The 15,411-nt window shown below is 70.8% G+C and carries 17 protein-coding genes; 7 read left to right on the top strand and 10 right to left on the bottom strand.

Annotation, left to right across the window (positions count from 1 at the left end; genetic code table 11):
• The 4 genes from B2742_RS11640 to B2742_RS11625 form a co-directional block, all read right to left on the bottom strand.
• Window positions 1-1,031: DUF2793 domain-containing protein (locus tag B2742_RS11640; protein WP_292066423.1), on the bottom strand; the 1,031-nt coding region annotated here is incomplete at its 3' end.
• A gap of 284 nt (window positions 1,032-1,315) precedes the next feature.
• A complete protein-coding gene (locus B2742_RS11635) occupies window positions 1,316-2,041 on the bottom strand; it encodes an anti-sigma factor (RefSeq protein ID WP_292066421.1) in 726 nt (241 codons plus the stop codon).
• Window positions 2,038-2,598, bottom strand: coding sequence for a sigma-70 family RNA polymerase sigma factor (locus B2742_RS11630; protein WP_292066419.1), 561 nt, complete (start codon window positions 2,596-2,598; stop codon window positions 2,038-2,040). Before B2742_RS11630 ends, B2742_RS11635 begins: the two co-directional genes overlap by 4 nt.
• A gap of 60 nt (window positions 2,599-2,658) precedes the next feature.
• Window positions 2,659-3,132 (bottom strand): DUF4112 domain-containing protein, encoded by a 474-nt coding sequence (locus B2742_RS11625; RefSeq protein WP_292066417.1) that lies wholly within the window; start codon window positions 3,130-3,132, stop codon window positions 2,659-2,661.
• A 33-nt stretch (window positions 3,133-3,165) separates the two neighbouring features.
• On the opposite strand from B2742_RS11625, the gene B2742_RS11620 reads away from it, so the two are divergent.
• Window positions 3,166-4,164: an endonuclease/exonuclease/phosphatase family protein gene (locus B2742_RS11620; RefSeq protein ID WP_292066415.1), complete on the top strand. Its 999-nt coding sequence runs from the start codon at window positions 3,166-3,168 to the stop codon at window positions 4,162-4,164.
• On the opposite strand, the gene B2742_RS11615 is transcribed toward B2742_RS11620, so the two are convergent.
• Genes B2742_RS11615 through B2742_RS11590 form a run of 6 tightly spaced genes read right to left on the bottom strand, consistent with a single transcriptional unit; the run spans window position 4,145 to window position 9,010 of the window.
• Entirely contained in the window at window positions 4,145-5,365 is a 1,221-nt protein-coding gene (locus B2742_RS11615; RefSeq protein ID WP_292066414.1) for a CCA tRNA nucleotidyltransferase, read from the bottom strand. The genes B2742_RS11620 and B2742_RS11615 overlap by 20 nt on opposite strands.
• Entirely contained in the window at window positions 5,362-6,024 is a 663-nt protein-coding gene (locus B2742_RS11610) for a CoA pyrophosphatase (RefSeq protein ID WP_292066411.1), read from the bottom strand. Before B2742_RS11610 ends, B2742_RS11615 begins: the two co-directional genes overlap by 4 nt.
• Window positions 6,021-6,587 carry a DUF1285 domain-containing protein gene (locus B2742_RS11605; protein ID WP_292066410.1) on the bottom strand — a complete coding sequence of 189 codons (567 nt, stop codon included), beginning with the start codon at window positions 6,585-6,587 and terminating at the stop codon, window positions 6,021-6,023. Before B2742_RS11605 ends, B2742_RS11610 begins: the two co-directional genes overlap by 4 nt.
• A gap of 50 nt (window positions 6,588-6,637) precedes the next feature.
• Window positions 6,638-7,114: a GNAT family N-acetyltransferase gene (locus tag B2742_RS11600; protein ID WP_292066409.1), complete on the bottom strand. Its 477-nt coding sequence runs from the start codon at window positions 7,112-7,114 to the stop codon at window positions 6,638-6,640.
• Between the two features lie 34 nt (window positions 7,115-7,148).
• Window positions 7,149-7,922 (bottom strand): enoyl-CoA hydratase, encoded by a 774-nt coding sequence (locus B2742_RS11595; RefSeq protein WP_292066407.1) that lies wholly within the window; start codon window positions 7,920-7,922, stop codon window positions 7,149-7,151.
• Entirely contained in the window at window positions 7,919-9,010 is a 1,092-nt protein-coding gene (locus B2742_RS11590) for an MBL fold metallo-hydrolase (protein ID WP_292066405.1), read from the bottom strand. Before B2742_RS11590 ends, B2742_RS11595 begins: the two co-directional genes overlap by 4 nt.
• Window positions 9,011-9,144: 134 nt before the next feature.
• On the opposite strand from B2742_RS11590, the gene B2742_RS11585 reads away from it, so the two are divergent.
• The 6 genes from B2742_RS11585 (at window position 9,145) to B2742_RS11560 (ending at window position 15,134) form a co-directional block, all read left to right on the top strand.
• Window positions 9,145-10,077, top strand: a complete 933-nt coding sequence (locus tag B2742_RS11585; protein WP_292066402.1) for a hypothetical protein — start codon at window positions 9,145-9,147, stop codon at window positions 10,075-10,077.
• A gap of 102 nt (window positions 10,078-10,179) precedes the next feature.
• Window positions 10,180-11,601 carry a hypothetical protein gene (locus B2742_RS11580; protein WP_292066400.1) on the top strand — a complete coding sequence of 474 codons (1,422 nt, stop codon included), beginning with the start codon at window positions 10,180-10,182 and terminating at the stop codon, window positions 11,599-11,601.
• Window positions 11,602-11,771: 170 nt separating this feature from the next.
• Window positions 11,772-12,569 carry an exodeoxyribonuclease III gene (gene xth / locus B2742_RS11575; protein WP_292066398.1) on the top strand — a complete coding sequence of 266 codons (798 nt, stop codon included), beginning with the start codon at window positions 11,772-11,774 and terminating at the stop codon, window positions 12,567-12,569.
• Between the two features lie 2 nt (window positions 12,570-12,571).
• Window positions 12,572-13,087: a hypothetical protein gene (locus tag B2742_RS11570; RefSeq protein ID WP_292066395.1), complete on the top strand. Its 516-nt coding sequence runs from the start codon at window positions 12,572-12,574 to the stop codon at window positions 13,085-13,087.
• A 196-nt stretch (window positions 13,088-13,283) separates the two neighbouring features.
• On the top strand, window positions 13,284-14,189 hold the full coding sequence (locus B2742_RS11565) for a cobalamin biosynthesis protein CbiG (RefSeq protein ID WP_292066394.1): 906 nt from the start codon (window positions 13,284-13,286) through the stop codon (window positions 14,187-14,189).
• A 3-nt stretch (window positions 14,190-14,192) separates the two neighbouring features.
• Window positions 14,193-15,134, top strand: a complete 942-nt coding sequence (locus tag B2742_RS11560; protein WP_292066425.1) for a glycerophosphodiester phosphodiesterase family protein — start codon at window positions 14,193-14,195, stop codon at window positions 15,132-15,134.
• Window positions 15,135-15,411 lie beyond the last annotated feature (277 nt).

Below are 15,411 nucleotides of genomic sequence, written 5' to 3'. Positions count from 1 at the left end.
CCCGCCCGGTCGCCCAATCCGCCGCCGCCGCCGCCCGTCGCCGCCAGCAGGGCCGTACCGCCCATGTGGATAGTGCTGTCGCCGCCGACCGATCCGGCCGCCGCCGCGCCCCCGGCCCCGCCGGAGCCCACGGTCACCGTCAGCGTCCCGCCGAGCAGCTCCGCCGGCCATTCGCCCCGGATGATCCCGCCGGCTCCGCCGCCCCCACCGCCGAAGCGATCGCCCGACGCGCCGTAGGCCCCTGCGCCGCCTCCGCCTCCGCCCCCCACCAGGACAGCCTCGACGCTCCGCGCCCAGGCCGGCACGGCATAGTCGCCGTCGGCGCTGAAGACCGTCACCGTCCGACGCCCCGCCCCCCGGGCGAACGTCATCCGCCCCGTCGCGCGATCGACGGCGAAGGCCTCATGCCAGTTCGAGCCGTCCGCGCTGACCTTGAGCGCCAGATCGTCGCCGCCGACCAGGCCCAGCTCCGCCCGCCCGCTCCAGCCGCACTGGAACAGCAGCGACAGGACATTGACCGCCGCCTCCTTGTTGAGCGTCAGCCGCAGGTCGCCCGAGCCGCCCGATCCCGCTTCCAGCGCTGTCCACAGCGCCGTGTTCAGCCGGGCGGCGAAGGGATTGGCCGCATCCGCGGTCGTCCCCAGGCCCAGGCGCATCAGGTCCTGCGCCACGCCCAGCCGCGTCCCCAGCGGCGTCCAGCCTCCCGCGTGCCGCACCACCACCTCGGCGGCGTCCAGCACCAGGACATTCAGGCCGTCGCCCGTCTCCACCGCGGTCCAGCCGCCGGCTTCCGCCCGCACCAGCGCGCCCTCTGGCCGCGTGCTCCAGTCCGCGCCCGTCGCCCCCGCCGGCAGGATCCACAGGGCCCCGTCGGCGGGCGCGTCCGGCTGGGCCGTGACCGATCGACTGATCACGGCAGTCTGGACCAGGGCGTCCAGCCGGGTCAGGGCCTCGTTCAGGGTGACATGCTTCTGCATCTGGCCGGCCGCCAGATACGGCAGGGCCAGCCGCGCGCTGTGGTCGTCGCTCATCGAAATCTCCGCGAATTGGTGTCGGAGATCAGTCTGGCGAGGCGGCTTCCTCAGGCGGGATGATGACGCTGGTCGGGGCGAAAACCCTCGCGAAATCAGCGATCGGGCGCGCCGGAATATGCTGACAATCGGCGAAAAGGTAGCGGGGAGACCGTAGTTGGAAGGGCTTGGACAGCCTCCCCGCCGACGGGCCCGCAGGCTGTCAGGACCGGGCGGTGCGCTTGCGCGAAACCGCTACGTACCCGTCACGAGAGGTACGCCGGCCGGCGGCCGCCGGATGCAGGTCAGAGCCGCTGCAGCTCGCCCGAGGCGACGACCGGTCCGTCAGGGTGGTCCGCCGCCGGCGTATGGCCAGGCGCCTCCATCGAGACCGCCACCGCATTGGCCGCTCCGGCCGGGCCGGACAGGGCCTGGCCCAGGCTGTGGCGCGAAGTGGCAGAACCGTCGATGGCGCCCACCAGCTGCACCCCGCCCTCGGGCATGACCAGCCAAAGATGCGGCACGCGCGTGTCGCCCGCCATCTTGTCCGTCGGGGCCAGGTAGAGTTCCCCGGTCGCGGAGTCATAGGCGATGGTCATCGCCGCGGCGCCGCTTTCCAGCGTCAGCGTCGCGACCCGGATCACCGCGGGAGGCGGCGTCGGCGCCACGGGCACGGGCGCCGGCTGGGCCAGCATCACGATCACCGCGGCTAGGCTGGCCGCCAGCAAGCCGGTCGAACCGATGGCCCAGCGGCGCCAGAAGACGACCCCGTTGTCATTGGCGGCCGTCGGCGGCGTCAATCCCGCCTCGACCCGTGGCCAGACCCAGGCCGAGGGCTCGACCGGGGCGACGCCCTCGGCCAGGCCGGCGAGGCGCTCGTTCCACGCGTCGACATGGGCGGCGAAGGCCGGGTCGGACGCCTCGCGGGCGCGCGCCCCGGCCTCCTCCGCCGGCGACAGGACGCGCAGCGCCAGTTCCCCGGCCAGGGCCTCGTCTTCGTCCAGGCCGTCGATGTCGGTGGGATCGGTCATGATTCGAGACACGCCCTCAGCCGCAGCAGCCCGCGGCGGATCCAGCTCTTCATCGTGCCCAGCGGCACATTTTCGCGCACGGCCAGGGCGTCATAGGTCACGCCTTCCATGAAGGCCGTCCGGATCGCGCCGCCGGTGCGATCGTCCAGCTGCCCGAGGCAGTCGTTCAGACGGCGCACCTCGTCGCCGGTCTCCAGCGCCTGGGCCGGCGAGGGCGCATCGTCGGCGATGACGGTCACGGCCTCGTCGATCGGCGTCGACTTGCGCATGGCCGCGCCCGACCGCAGCCGGTCGATGGCGCGGTTGCGGGCGATGGTCACCAGCCATGTAATGGGGCTCGCGCGGGACGCATCAAAGCTCCCGGCCTTCCTCCAAACGGTCAGATAGGTGTCCTGCAAAACGTCCTCGGCGAGTTGGCGGTCCGCCAAGATACGCAGCGTCACGCCCAACAGCTTCGCGGAGGTCGCCTCATAAACGCGACGGAAGGCGGCGCGGTCGCCTTCGCCGGCCCGGCCGAGCGCCAGGGCCAATTCATCGCGGGTCAGGATGGCGCTCATTCGGACGTCCGGCAAAAGGGCCTTTGACTTGGCTTTGGCGGCGCGACTTCGTCAAGCGTTTCAGTCGTGCAGATAGACGATCCGTCGCAGCTTCGGATTGCGGCGCATGTCCGCGACATGGCCCTCATGGGCGCCCGAGGCCCGCGCCTCGCGCTCATTGGCCTCGACCCAGTGGGTGCTTTCGATGTCCTTCTGCAGCGCCTTGGCCGCCATCAGGTGGCCCGGGAAAAGCATGTCGACGACATCCGGCGCGAACGGAATCACCTCGCCGACAGCCGTGGCCCCGCTGTCCAGCCCGAGATAGGCAGCCATTCGCATCAGGGTTCCCGGCGCGGCTTTCGCCTTTGCCGCCTGCACCAGCAGCCAGCCGGCCGCGCCGACGCTGTAGACCGTGCCCACGACCGGTATCCAGGTCAGCAGGCCGTCGAGGCCGATGCCGAACGGACCGAAGCCCACCGCCCGGTCGGACAGCTTCTTCACGCCCTCGACATTGGACCAGATTTTCTCGATATCCGCGACGGACCGTCTGGCCATGCCTGCCCTCCTGAAGCGAGACCGTAACGCGCCATGACGAACCCCGTTCACCCGGAAAGGCAAGGTCCGCCATTCAGTTTGCCGCACTGGACGCCGCGGCATTGGCTGGAAACCCTGCTTCTGCTGGGTTTGACGCCGCTCATGGGCATCGCCGCGCTCGTAGTGGCCGGCGTCGACAATCGGGTGGTGGACCTGCTCGCCCAGTTCACGGCGCCGCTGTTGATCGCGATGGTTCTGCTCACCGCAGGACTGGCGCTGCTGCGGCTGGGGAAACCGGCCGCACTGGGCCTCTTGACCAGCCTGCTGCTCGTTCTGGCGGTCTGGCCGCAGTGGTTTCCCAAGGCCTCGACACCCGACCCCGACGCGGCCCTCGTGCGCGTCTATTCCGCCAATCTGTACTACCTGAACAACGACACGGCCCGGATTCGCCAGTCCATCGAGGCGGCTGACGCTGACATCGTCGTCCTGATCGAACTGGCCAGTGATCCGGCCCTGAAGATCGACCAACTGCTCGAAGGCTACCCGCATCGCGCCGCGTCGATGCGGCTGGACCAGACCCGCGGGCCGTCGCGGTCGCTGATCGCCTCGCGCTGGCCCCTGACCGCGAGGGCCGATCCGCCGGACGGACTCCACGCCGTGGCCGCGACGGTCCAGACGCCGCTCGGGACGGTCAACGTCGTCGGAGTCCATCTGACCCGACCCTGGCCGTTCCAGCACTCCTGGGGCCAGATCAGCCAGACCATGGCGCTGGACATGGTCGCCGAAGGCCTCGACGGACCGGTGGTGGTCGCCGGGGATTTCAACAGCGTCTCCTCCGCCCGCATCGGCAGACAGGTCCAGCGCGACCTCGGCCTGCGCCCCGCGCCGGGCTTTCCCGGCACCTGGCCGGGCGACCTGCCGTCGGCGTTCGGGATCACCATCGACCAGGTCTATGCCTCGCCCGACCTGGCCTTCGTCAGTCGCCGCCTTGGCCGCCCGACGGGTTCGGACCATCGTCCGGTGGTGACCGAGATCACCCGCGCGAAAGACTGACCAGGGCCGCCAGCCGTTCGGCGTGGCCGTCCGCCGGGAAATCGTCGACGATCCAGCCGTCCTCGAACGCCTTCAGCAGCCGCCCCGTTTCGGGCCCCGGCTCGACGCCCAGCCGCGCCAGCTCGCGCCCCCCCACCGGCATCGGCGGCCGCTTCCAACCCTCGGCCAGAGCCAGCAGGCGAAGGGCGTGGTCGGCATCTGCGGGTCGCTCCGCCCACCGTCGGCGCAGGGCGTCGGCGACCGCGCGGTCCCCGTGGCGATAGACCGCCGCCCGGACCTCGGCGTCGCTCATCGTCAGGTCGACGTCCGGCGCCGCGCGGGCCGCGGCGGCCAGCCGGTCCCGCGTCGAATTGGGCAATCGCAGCCGGGTCGAGGCTTCTCTCACAAGGCGCTCGTCGATCTGGAACAACGTCATCAGACGCACCACCGGATCGGGGCTCAGCTCCACCGCCGCTTCGAACAGCGGACCCGTCGTCGCTTCCGGCAGAATCCGCGCCAGCACCCCGGCTCCGGCCATCGCGGCCATGGCGACGCGCGGGTCCGGCGCGGCCAGCAGCGTCATCAGCTCCTTGGACACCCGTTCGGCGGACAGGCGCGTCATGCCCTCCGCCAGGTCCCCGCAGGCCGCCAGCCCCTTCACGTCCGGCTCGCCCCGGCCGTACCAGGCATGGAAGCGGAAGAAGCGCAGGATGCGCAGATAGTCCTCGCGGATGCGCGTCCCGGGATCGCCGACGAAGACGATCCGCCCCGCCGCCGCATCGGCCCGACCTTCGCCGGTCGGGTCGAACACACGTCCCTCGCCGTCGGCATAGAGGGCGTTGAGGCGGAAATCGCGGCGCGCCGCGTCCTCGGCCCAGTCGTCGGTGAAGGCCACGGTGGCGTTGCGGCCATCCGTGGAGACGTCGCGGCGCAGGGTGGTGATCTCGAACGGCTGGCGCTCCGACACCGCCGTCACCGTGCCGTGGGCGATACCGGTCGGCACGGCCTTCAGGCCGGCGGCGCGGATGGCGCGGTCGGTCTCCTCGGGCTTCAGGGTGGTGGCGATGTCGACATCAGCGACCGGCGCCCCGATCAGGGCGTTGCGGACGCAGCCGCCGACGAAGCGGGCGCAGCCGGGGCCGCCCGCGGCCTCCAGCGCCGCTATCACCGCGCGGGTGGCCGGGGCGGTCAGCCAGGGCTGGTTCTCCAGCCGGCCGGTCACGCCGCATCCTCCGCCACGGCTGCCCCGGGCGTGTTTTCCTCGCCGTACAGCCGCGCCCGCAGCGCCCGTACGATCCCCGCGGTCACCCCCCAGATGTAGCGCTGCTCATGGGTGATGGCCCAGTACCAGCGGCGCGGCTGGCCCTCCCGGTCGTAGGAATCCCGACGGTGATTGGCGGGATCCATCAGGAAGTCCCAGGGCACCTCGAACACCTCGGCCACCTCGTCCAGAGACGGGGTCGTGGCCGGGGTGGCGGTCAGCCAGCCAACGACCGGCGTCACCAGAAACCCGGTGCCCGTCTCATAGGCGTCGCCGACGCCCAGCACCTCGACCAGACCCGGGTCCAGCGCCACCTCCTCGAAGGCCTCGCGCAGGGCGGCCTCGACCGCTGTCTCCCCGGGGTCGAGCCGTCCACCGGGAAAGGCGATCTGGCCGGTGTGGCTGGCCAGGCTGTCGGACCGCCGCGTCATCAGCACGGCCGCCCCCGTCGGTCCGGCGATGACCGGGATCAGGACGGCGGCGGGCCTCAGCGTTCGCTCGGGCCGGTCGGCGCCGGGGTTGAGGTCGAAGTCCGAGCGGGCCGGGGCGCGATCCGGCGTCCAGCTGACCGCCGGCTCCAGATGCTCGATCAGACGCTCGCGCAGGGTCGCCAGGCTCATTCCACGCCCGCCCCGACCGGCCCGAGGGCGAAACCGACTCCGCCCGACCGAACCGTCAGCCGCCCGTCCTCGACTTCCGCCATTTCGACCAGCTCATAGAAGACCGCCCGCGCGATCCGCGCCCACAGGTCGGCGCGGACATGCACCGACGGGGACGGTTCGCCGGTCTCGGGATCGGTGTCGACGCGGATGGCATGTTCCGGCCCGGCTTCGGCCTCGTCGCCCACGTCGGTGGTGAAGACCAAGGCCTCCCCGCGCCGCTCCACGGCGACCGCGCGGAACGGCAGGTCCTCGACCGTGATCGACAGCTTCTCGCCCGGCGTGACCAGCACATAGCCGTCGTCATCCTTGCGCAGCACGGTCGAGAACAGGCGCACAAGTTCCGCCCGCCCGATCGGCGAGCCCTCGTGCATCCACAGCCCATCCCGCCGGATGACGATGTCGATTTCGCCGCAATGCGCCGGATGCCACAGATGCACGGGCGGCAGCCCACGACCCGGCGCCTGCTTCGCCGCCGCGGCGACGCCCGCCAATCCGGTCTTGCTGTCCGGGGATTGAATCATCACCCAGACTTAGGCCGCGCCGCGTGGATCGGAAAGGCGTCGGCCGCGACTCAGACCGGCTGGACCGGCCCCGCCGCCTCACCCTCACCCCGCCAGAGCACCCGGCGCTGATCAACGGGGCCGCCAAGCCTCACCTTCGGCGCGGGCCGGAAGCCGAACCGGCCGAAATAGGGCAGATCGCCGACCAGCAGAATGCCGGTTTTCCCCGCATGGTCGAGGCAGGCCTGCACCAGATCGGCGCCCAGCCCCGCCCGGCGGCTATCGGCCGCTACCGCGATCGGGCCCAGGAACAGAGCCGGTTCGCCGCCGACCGAGACCGCCCACTGCCGGACCGAGCCGATGACCCGCCCGTCCTCCCGCGCGACAAAGCCCGCGGCGACGCGCGCCCGCTCCCTCAGCCGCTCCGCCGACTTGGCGAACCGGCCGGGGCCGAAGGCGGCCAGCACCAGGGCCTCGACCGCCGCCGCGTCGGCGGGGGCCTCGATCTCGATGCGCAGGGGCGCGGGTCTGGCGGGGGCGTCGAACATGAGGGCGCGCAACTAGGGCCCGCACGCCCTCGAATCAACCGGCTTTTGAAAAGTCCGGCGCGCGCTTCTGGCTGAAGGCCATGAAGGCCTCCATCGCTTCGGGACTGGACATCTGGCTGCCGAAGGCCTCGCCCTCCCGCTGCATCAGCGCCCACAGCTTTTCGGCGTCGCGCATCAGCCGCTTGGTCTTGCGGATGGAGTTGGGCGCCCGCGCGGCCAGCTTGCCCGCCAGTTCCGCGGCGACGGCATCGACCTGGTCCGCCGGCACAGCCCGGTTGGCCAGCCCCCAGGCCACGGCCGTGCGGCCATCAATTGGCTCGCCCAGCGCGAACAGCTCAAACGCCCGCTGATGCCCCAGCACCGCCGGCAGCAGCATCGACGACGCGGCCTCCGGCGCCAGCGCCAGATTGATGAAGGGAACCGACAGCAGGGCGCCCTCGGCCACCACCACCATGTCGCAATGCAGTAGCAGCGTCAGGCCGATGCCGACCGCCCGCCCCCGCACGGCCGCGACCGCCGGCTTGTCGAGCTCGGCCAGCGCCTTGAGGAAGTCGAACACCGGCATCTGCGCCGGCTGCTGACCCTGCGAGCCCAGGGCGATGAAGTCGGCGATGTCATTGCCCGCCGAAAAGCTGTCGCCCTGCCCCTTGAAGACCAGCACCCGCACCGCGTCATCCGTCCGGGCCCGCACGGTCGCCTCGGCCAGCACGGCGTACATGGCCTGGGTGATGGCGTTCTTCTTCTCCGGCCGCGCCAGGGTGACGGTCAGGACCCCGCCCGCCAGTTCGGTCTGAATTTGGTCGGTCACGCCGCCTCTCCCCCTTCGATCATCGTCCACCAGTCCACGCCGTCCGCGTCGCGGACGCGGCTGACCCGGCCGCGATGCAGCAGATAGTTCAAATGCGCGATCGCCTCGCCTGTCGCCATCCCCCGCACTCCGTCCCCGACCGCGCGGGCGAACAGCGCCCCGAAGACATCGACCGCCCGCTTCGGCGTCCTCAATGTCTTCTCCAGCCGCTTCAGCGAGACCTCGTGGCCCCGGATCAAGGCGTCCAGTCGCGTGTGCACGCCATGGAACGGCTCGCCATGCGACGGCAGGATCAGGCCGTCGTGCGGCAGGACGCCCTTCATCCGCGCCAGCGAGTCCAGCCAGTCGCCCAGCGGGTCCGCATCCGGCTCGGTCGGCCAGACCGACACATTTGACGATATGCGCGGCAGGATCTGGTCCCCGCCCAGCACCACCCCGTCGGACTCGCGCCACAGGCAGGCGTGCTCTGGGCTGTGCCCCTCGCCGACCAACACCTGCCAGTCCTGCCCGCCGATGCTCAGCCGGTCGCCCTCGCGCATCCGCACATAGCCGACGGGCATGGGCGAGACGGCGCGGCCGAACTGGCCGAATTCGCGGCGATACGTCTCGATCTGCGCCTCGTCCCAGCCGGCGGCGCGATAGTGGACCGCGCCCGCTTCCGGCGCCGGCTGTCCGGTGTCCGCCAGCAGCATCCGTGCGGTGACATACTCCACCCGCGTCATCACCAGCGGCGCGCCCGTCCGCTCGCACAGCCAGCCGGCCAGGCCGATGTGGTCGGGGTGCATATGGGTGCAGATCACCCGCGTCACCGGCCGCCCGCCCAGCGGTCCCGTCAGCATCGCCTCCCAGCGGTCGCGCGAATCGGGGATGTTCAGCCCGGTGTCGATCAGGGCCCAGCCGTCCCCGTCCTCGACCGCATAGACATTGATGTGGTTCAGGGCGATCGGCATCGACAGCCGCATCCACAGCACGCCCGGCGCGACCGCAATGGCCTCGCCGAACCCGGGCGGGACGGGATGCGGATAGGTCAGGCCGCGCGCGTCGCGCGTCGCCTGATCGATGTCCGCCGGGGCCACACCGTCCGCCAAGTCCGTCTCCAATTGAAACCCAGCCCGTAGATACGCCGAACGGGGCGGGCCCGTCCAGACGCGGACACGGGTGGCCTTGACCGCGCCATGGCTGCCGGTCAAACGCGTTGGTAGTTCAAACGCAGGTGATCCCCGTGTCCCCGATCAAATTCCTCGCCGTCGCGCTCGGCGCCCTCGTGTTGGCCAGCGCCGCGCCCGTCCTCGCGCAAACCGCGCCGCCCGCCGGATCGGCCGCGGCCAATGAGGCGGGCCGGCCCGACCAGGCCCGCGGGACCCGGGGTCCGCGCGGCCGCCAGAACCGCGATGCCGCGCCCACCCCCGGTCCGGACGAGGTCAGGGCCGCGGCCCAGGCCCAGATCGCCGCCGCCGGCCTGACCTGTCAGGTCACCGAGGCCGTGTCTCCCGGCGAAACCGCCGAGCAGACGCCGCTCTATGAGGCCGCCTGCGCCGACGCTCCGGGCTATATCCTGATCGCCTCGAGCCCGCCGCAGGCCTTTAACTGCCTTGAGCTTGCCGGCAGCGCGGCAGCGACCCGCCGGCTCGACCCGGACGCCGACGTCGGCCAGCAGTGCATTCTGCCCGCCAACCAGAATTCCCTCGCGGTCATCGGCGGCTGGGCCCGCAGCGCGGGGGTGACCTGCACCATCGACGAGGCCCTGGCTGTCGGCAGAAGCAACGCCAACGCCATGATCTATGAGGTGGGCTGCGCCGGGGTGGACGGCTACTGGCTTGAGGAGGCCGCCGCAGGCTGGAGCCTCAAGGACTGCCTGCAGGTCGCCTCGACCGGCGGAACCTGTCACTTCACGACCGCCCGGGAACAGGCTGACGGTTTCGAACCGAAGCTGGCCGGCACCGACGCCGCCGCCTGCGACGTCGCCCAGGTGCGGCTGATGGGCCAGAACGCCAATGGCCGCTTCTACGAGGCCAAATGCGCCGCCGAGGGCGAGGGCTATATCGTCCGCGTCAACACTGAGGGCGCGACCCAGCAGGTCTATCCCTGCGCCGTCGCCCAACGGATCGGCGGCGGCTGCACCCTGACCCCGGCGCCCCCGCCCGGCGAACAATAGCCGGGAAGCGATCTTCGCCGCGGAATTGTTGGAAATGGTTGACGGATGACGCTGGTTCGAGCCTGTATCCAGATCACAACGTCAATCGTGAGATTCCGGCCCATGTCCTTGCTTGTAAAACTGTCCGGTGTGGCTCTTGCCGTCGGCGTGATCATCGGTGGCGCCTCTGCCGCCTCGGCCCAGGCGCAGCCCCCGCGGACGCCTCCCCCCGGTTACTCCGAAACCTCGGCCTTCCGGGTCGGTTCGACCGGCAATGTCCGCCAAGACTATGACAACGACCGCAGCAACGCGATCGTGCGCAACTCCCGGCGGAGCAACCGCACCGAAGCCCAGATCGATATGGCCACCCGCGCGGCCCTGACATCGGCAGGTGTGTCCTGTGAGACAGTCGACACAGTCGAGGTCGGCGAGATCGAGGGCGGCAAATATCTTTACGAAGCCAACTGTGCGGAGGGGCCCGGCTATCTGGTGACCAGCGCCGACACGCCCGCCGTCTATGACTGCCTGCAACTGGCCTCCTCGCTGGAGATGAATCCGCTGGAGGAAGGCGAGACCGCGACGGAATGCACCCTGCCGGCCAACAAGAACCGTGCCGCCCTGATCGCGCCGCTGGCGCGCGCCGCCGACGTGTCGTGCACCGTCGACAATGCGATCCATCTCGGCCTCGCGAGTGACGGCAAGAACCGCTACGAAATCGGCTGCGCCGGCGCCGACGGCTACTGGATCGACGTCGATTCCGCGGGCGCCGTGAGCAAGATTTCCTGCCTCACGGTGACGGCGAGCTCGGGGGAATGCCGTTACACCACCGCTGCGGAACAGACGGCGACGCTCCGCCAGCGCTTCGCCGGCCCCAATGCGCCGGAATGCACGGTCGAACAGGGCCGCGGCGCCGGCGCCACCGCGACCAGCGAGTTCTTCGAAGTGAAATGCGCCGGCGGCGCGGGCTACATGTTCCGCACCAGCCTCGCGGGCGAGTTCCAGCAGGCCTACACCTGCGAACAGGCGGTCTCGATCGCCGGCGGGTGCAAGCTCACCGACATGTCCGGCGCCCTGGCGAGCGTGAGTGAGCGTCGCAAGAGCCAGCTGGCCGCCGCCGGGGTGACCTGCAGCTCGACCGCCGAAGTGAAGATCGGTCAGGAACGCGGTGAAGACGGTCGTGAGGTCGTCGAGTTCACCTGCGCGGAGACCTCGATCGGCCTCGTCGCCTTCCTGCCGATGCAGGGCAATGACGACGTCACCATCCAGGATTGCCTCAGCGCGTCCGCGCGCGGCGTGATCTGCCAGGGGACTTCGGCCGACGCGATCAAGGCCGCGCTCACGGCCTCGCTGCGGGCCGGCGGCACGGAATGCACCGTCGTGGAGTTCCGCCGGGCGTCTTCGCTGGGTGAAGGCGTCGGCGACAGCGTCGAGGTCAAATGCTCGGATGGCTCGGGCTATCTGGCTGACGTTCCGGCCAACCGTCGGGCGCCGTCGGCCGCCCGCTCCTGCGTGGGCCTTCCGGCCTCGGAGGCGTGCACGATCTAGGGCGGTCATCTTCGGCGTGAACCGCGCCGGAGACCCGCCGATGCGAGCGACGACTCATCGCCCTGGTGGACATTGTCCATCAGGGCGATTTCGTTATTGATGGGCCGTGGGCGCGACGTCGGCGATCTTCGCGCTTCACAGTCCCGCCCATTCCGCCATAGCTTCCCGCCATGCGCATCGCCACCTGGAACGTGAACTCCGTCAACGCCCGCCTGCCGACCGTTCTGGCCTGGCTGGAAGCGGCCCAACCCGACGTGGTCGGCTTCCAGGAGATCAAATGCCTCGACGAGAAATTCCCCCGCGAGGCCTTTGAGTCGCTCGGCTACAACGTCGAGACCAATGGCCAGAAGACCTACAACGGCGTGGCCCTGCTCTCGAAATATCCGCTCAGCGACGTGCGACGCGGCCTGCCCGGCGTCGACGCCTCGGGGTTCGAGGCCGAGTTCGAACAGGCCCGCTATATCGAGGCCGTGATCGAATGCCCGCGCCCGGTCCGGGTCGGCTGCCTTTACCTGCCCAACGGCAACCCGATCGGCACCGAGAAATTCGCCTACAAGCTGGCCTGGATGGACCGGCTTCAGGCCCACGCGAAGGACCTGCTGCGGCAGGAAGAGGCCTTCACCCTGTGCGGCGACTACAATGTCATCCCCACCCCGGAAGACGCGAAGAACCCCGCCGCCTGGGCGACCGACGCCCTGTTCCAGCCCGAGAGCCGCGCCGCCTTCCGCGCCCTGAACAACCTCGGCCTGTCCGAGGCCGGGGCGCTGGGCAAACAGCCGCCGGGGACCTTCACCTTCTGGGACTACCAGGCCGGGGCCTGGCAGCGCGACCACGGCATCCGCATCGACTTCCACCTGCTGTCGCCGCAGGCGGCGGACCGTTTCGTCGGCGTCGAGACTCATCGCGACGCCCGCGACATGGACAAGCCGTCGGACCACGTCCCCGTCGTCGTCGAGCTGGAGGACTGAGCTTGGCCGACGTCCTCCGGGTCATACTGCTGGTGGCCCTGGCGGCGGCCGCCCTGACCACGGGCGCCCTGGTCCTGGCCTGGTGGATGGAGCCGATCCGCCGCATGCGCCGCGCCCTGATTAAGTCTCTCGGGGTCACGCCCGAGGCCGAGGCCCTGTCGCCCGCCGAGGGCCGCGCCGCCGGTCTCGATTTCGACGGCGCCCAGGTCGCCGTGCTGTGGAACCGCGGTGGCTCCGGCCTGGTCTATGCCTTCGAGGAGATCGAGGGCGGCGAGATCATCGTCGACGGCCACGTCGTCGCCCGCGTCCGCCGCGGCGAGGCCCGCAAGGCGCTCGACCTGATGGCCCCCGACGCCGAACAGGTGGTGTTGCGGCTGATGTTCGCCGACGCCCGCCACCCCGAGTTCGAACTGGCCCTGTGGGACGCCACCCTGCCGGTCCAGACCAGCTCCCCCGGCGAGGCCCTCCGCCTCGGCCGCCGCTGGCTGTCGCATCTGGAAGCGCTGCTGAAGGGGTAGTGTCTCCTCCCCGCTCTGGGGGGGAGGGGGACCACGCGAAGCGTGGTGGAGGGGCGCCCGCCCCATCACCCCTCCACCGCCGTTCCGGCGGTCCCCCTCCCCACGATGTGGGGAGGAGACAGCACAGCCCTTCCTCCCTCGGCCCCGGACGGCTAGAACCCCCCATCCCCGTGACCGAGTACCCTGAGGAGCCCCCGTGGCCCGCCTGTTCGACGCCTACATCATCGCTGACTGGACCGCCGCCGAGGGCAAGAAGCTCGGCGATACGTCCCTGTGGCTCGGCGTGGCCAAGCGCGACGTGCGGTTCCGCCTCTATTCCGAGACCCACAATGTCGCGACGCGGGCCGAGGGCGAGGCCCTGCTGGCCTCCCTGCTGGCCGAACACCGCAAGCGCGGTGACCGGGTGCTGGTCGGCTTCGACTTCAATTTCGGCTTCCCCGCCGGCACGGCCGAACGGCTGAAGCTGACGGGAACGCCGTGGTCGGCGATGTGGAAATTCCTCGCCGCCAACGTGGTCGACAAGGCCGACAACACCAACAATCGCTATCAGGTCGCGGCCAAGATCAACCGGCTGATGACCGATGAGGCCTGGCCCATGTGGGGCGCTCCGGCCAATCAGGCCCAGCGCTGGCTGACCACGACCAAGCCGCCCGCGGGCGCGGGCGCCGACATCCCCGAATACCGGGCGACGCAGGACGCGGTCCGCAAGGGCAAGCTGCAGCCCAAATCGGTCTGGCAGATGCACGGCGCCGGCGCCGTCGGCGGCCAGACCCTGGTCGGCGTCCCGGCCGTCCGCCGCCTGCTGGAGAAGCTCGGCCCCTCGGGCGCCGTCTGGCCCTTCGGCACCGGCTGGCGCGCGCTGGACGCCGCCGACGTCGAACCGCTCTCGGCCCTGGTGGTCGAGGTGTACCCGTCCATGTTCAACGCGAAGCCGAACGAGGGCGAGTTCAAGGATCAGGCCCAGGTCCGCGTCACCGCCGAACATTTCGCCGCCCTCGACGAGGCCGGAACCCTGTCCGCCGCCTTCGCCCCGCCCAAGGGCGCGACCGAGGCCCTGATCGCCAGGGTCGAGCAGGAAGAGGGCTGGATCCTGGGGGCCTGACGGCTGGCGCGCCCTCTGATCATCGCCCACCGCGGCGCCTCGGGCGAACGCCCCGAGCACACCCGCGCGGCCTATGACCTCGCCATCCAGCAGGGCGCCGATTTCATCGAGCCCGATCTGGTCATGACCGCCGACGGCGTCCTGATCGTCCGCCACGAGAACGAGATCGGCGGCACGACGGACGTCGCCGCCCGTCCCGCCTTCGCCAACCGCCACACGACAAAGACCATCGACGGCCAGTCCGTCACCGGCTGGTTCACCGAAGACTTCACCCTGGCCGAACTGAAGACCCTGCGCGTCCGCGAACGCCTGCCCGACCTTCGCCCGGCCAACACCGCCTTCGACGGTCAGGACCCCATCCTGACCTTCGACGAGGTCCTCGACATCGCCGCCACGGCCGGCGTCCGCGTCGCCCCCGAACTCAAACACCCGAGCTATTTCGCCGCCCTCGGCCTGCCGATCGAGGACGCCTTCGTCGCCACGCTGCAACGCCGCGGCCTGACCGGCGCCGCCGCCCCCATCCTGATCCAGTGTTTCGAGACCGGAACCCTGCAACGCCTGCGCGCCCGCATCGCCGCGCCCCTGCTGCAACTGGTCGCCGCCGCCGGCGGACCGGTCGATCGCCCGGACCTCAGCTACGCCGCCATGACCACGCGCGACGGCCTCGCCGCTGTCGCCGCCTACGCCGACTGGATCGGCGCAGACACAGCCCTGATCGAACCCGTCCCCGGCGCCCCGACCGTCCTGATCGCCCACGCCCACGTCGCCGGCCTCAGGGTCGCCGCCTGGACCTTCCGCGCCGAGAACGCCTTCCTGCCCGAGGCCGACCGAATCGGCGACGAGCCGGCCGCGCACGGGCGGCTGCGCGAGCGGCTGGCGCGCTTCGCGGGGTACGGCCTGGACGCGGCCTTCACGGACCATCCGGGTCTCGCTGTCGATCGTTGAACAGCCGTCTTCGCTCCCCGGCATCACTGCCGGAAAGGTTGGGGAGGGCGCGGAGCGGCCGGGCCTCGCCCGGTGCTTGGATTGTTTTACCGTTTCGACGAAGCAGGCCGCTCCGCGCAGTCGTTTTCCACGCGCTCTCCGGATGGTGGTCCTGTTCGGGCCTTGGCCGGATCGTCGCCCGGTCCATTGCTGGTCCGGACGCGGGGCGAACTTCACACACGGTGGCGGATCGATTCGCTCCGGAAGCCCGCGGCGAGCAGGCAGACGCCATCCATCG

The organism is Brevundimonas sp. UBA7664 (assembly GCF_002483305.1).
In the GTDB taxonomy this organism is placed as follows: Bacteria; Pseudomonadota; Alphaproteobacteria; order Caulobacterales; family Caulobacteraceae; genus Brevundimonas.
Note: the sequence above shows the minus strand (reverse complement) of the source record. Positions and strands in the feature narration are given on the sequence as shown.

Excerpts from the sequence above, each read along its gene's own strand:
- B2742_RS11605 (WP_292066410.1), bottom strand. The coding sequence starts at position 6,587 with ATGATTCAATCCCCGGACAGCAAGACCGGATTGGCGGGCGTCGCCGCG.
- B2742_RS11620 (WP_292066415.1), top strand. The coding sequence starts at position 3,166 with ATGACGAACCCCGTTCACCCGGAAAGGCAAGGTCCGCCATTCAGTTTG.
- B2742_RS11600 (WP_292066409.1), bottom strand. The coding sequence starts at position 7,114 with ATGTTCGACGCCCCCGCCAGACCCGCGCCCCTGCGCATCGAGATCGAG.
- B2742_RS11630 (WP_292066419.1), bottom strand. The coding sequence starts at position 2,598 with ATGAGCGCCATCCTGACCCGCGATGAATTGGCCCTGGCGCTCGGCCGG.
- B2742_RS11625 (WP_292066417.1), bottom strand. The coding sequence starts at position 3,132 with ATGGCCAGACGGTCCGTCGCGGATATCGAGAAAATCTGGTCCAATGTC.
- xth (WP_292066398.1), top strand. The coding sequence starts at position 11,772 with ATGCGCATCGCCACCTGGAACGTGAACTCCGTCAACGCCCGCCTGCCG.
- B2742_RS11610 (WP_292066411.1), bottom strand. The coding sequence starts at position 6,024 with ATGAGCCTGGCGACCCTGCGCGAGCGTCTGATCGAGCATCTGGAGCCG.
- B2742_RS11580 (WP_292066400.1), top strand. The coding sequence starts at position 10,180 with ATGTCCTTGCTTGTAAAACTGTCCGGTGTGGCTCTTGCCGTCGGCGTG.
- B2742_RS11635 (WP_292066421.1), bottom strand. The coding sequence starts at position 2,041 with ATGACCGATCCCACCGACATCGACGGCCTGGACGAAGACGAGGCCCTG.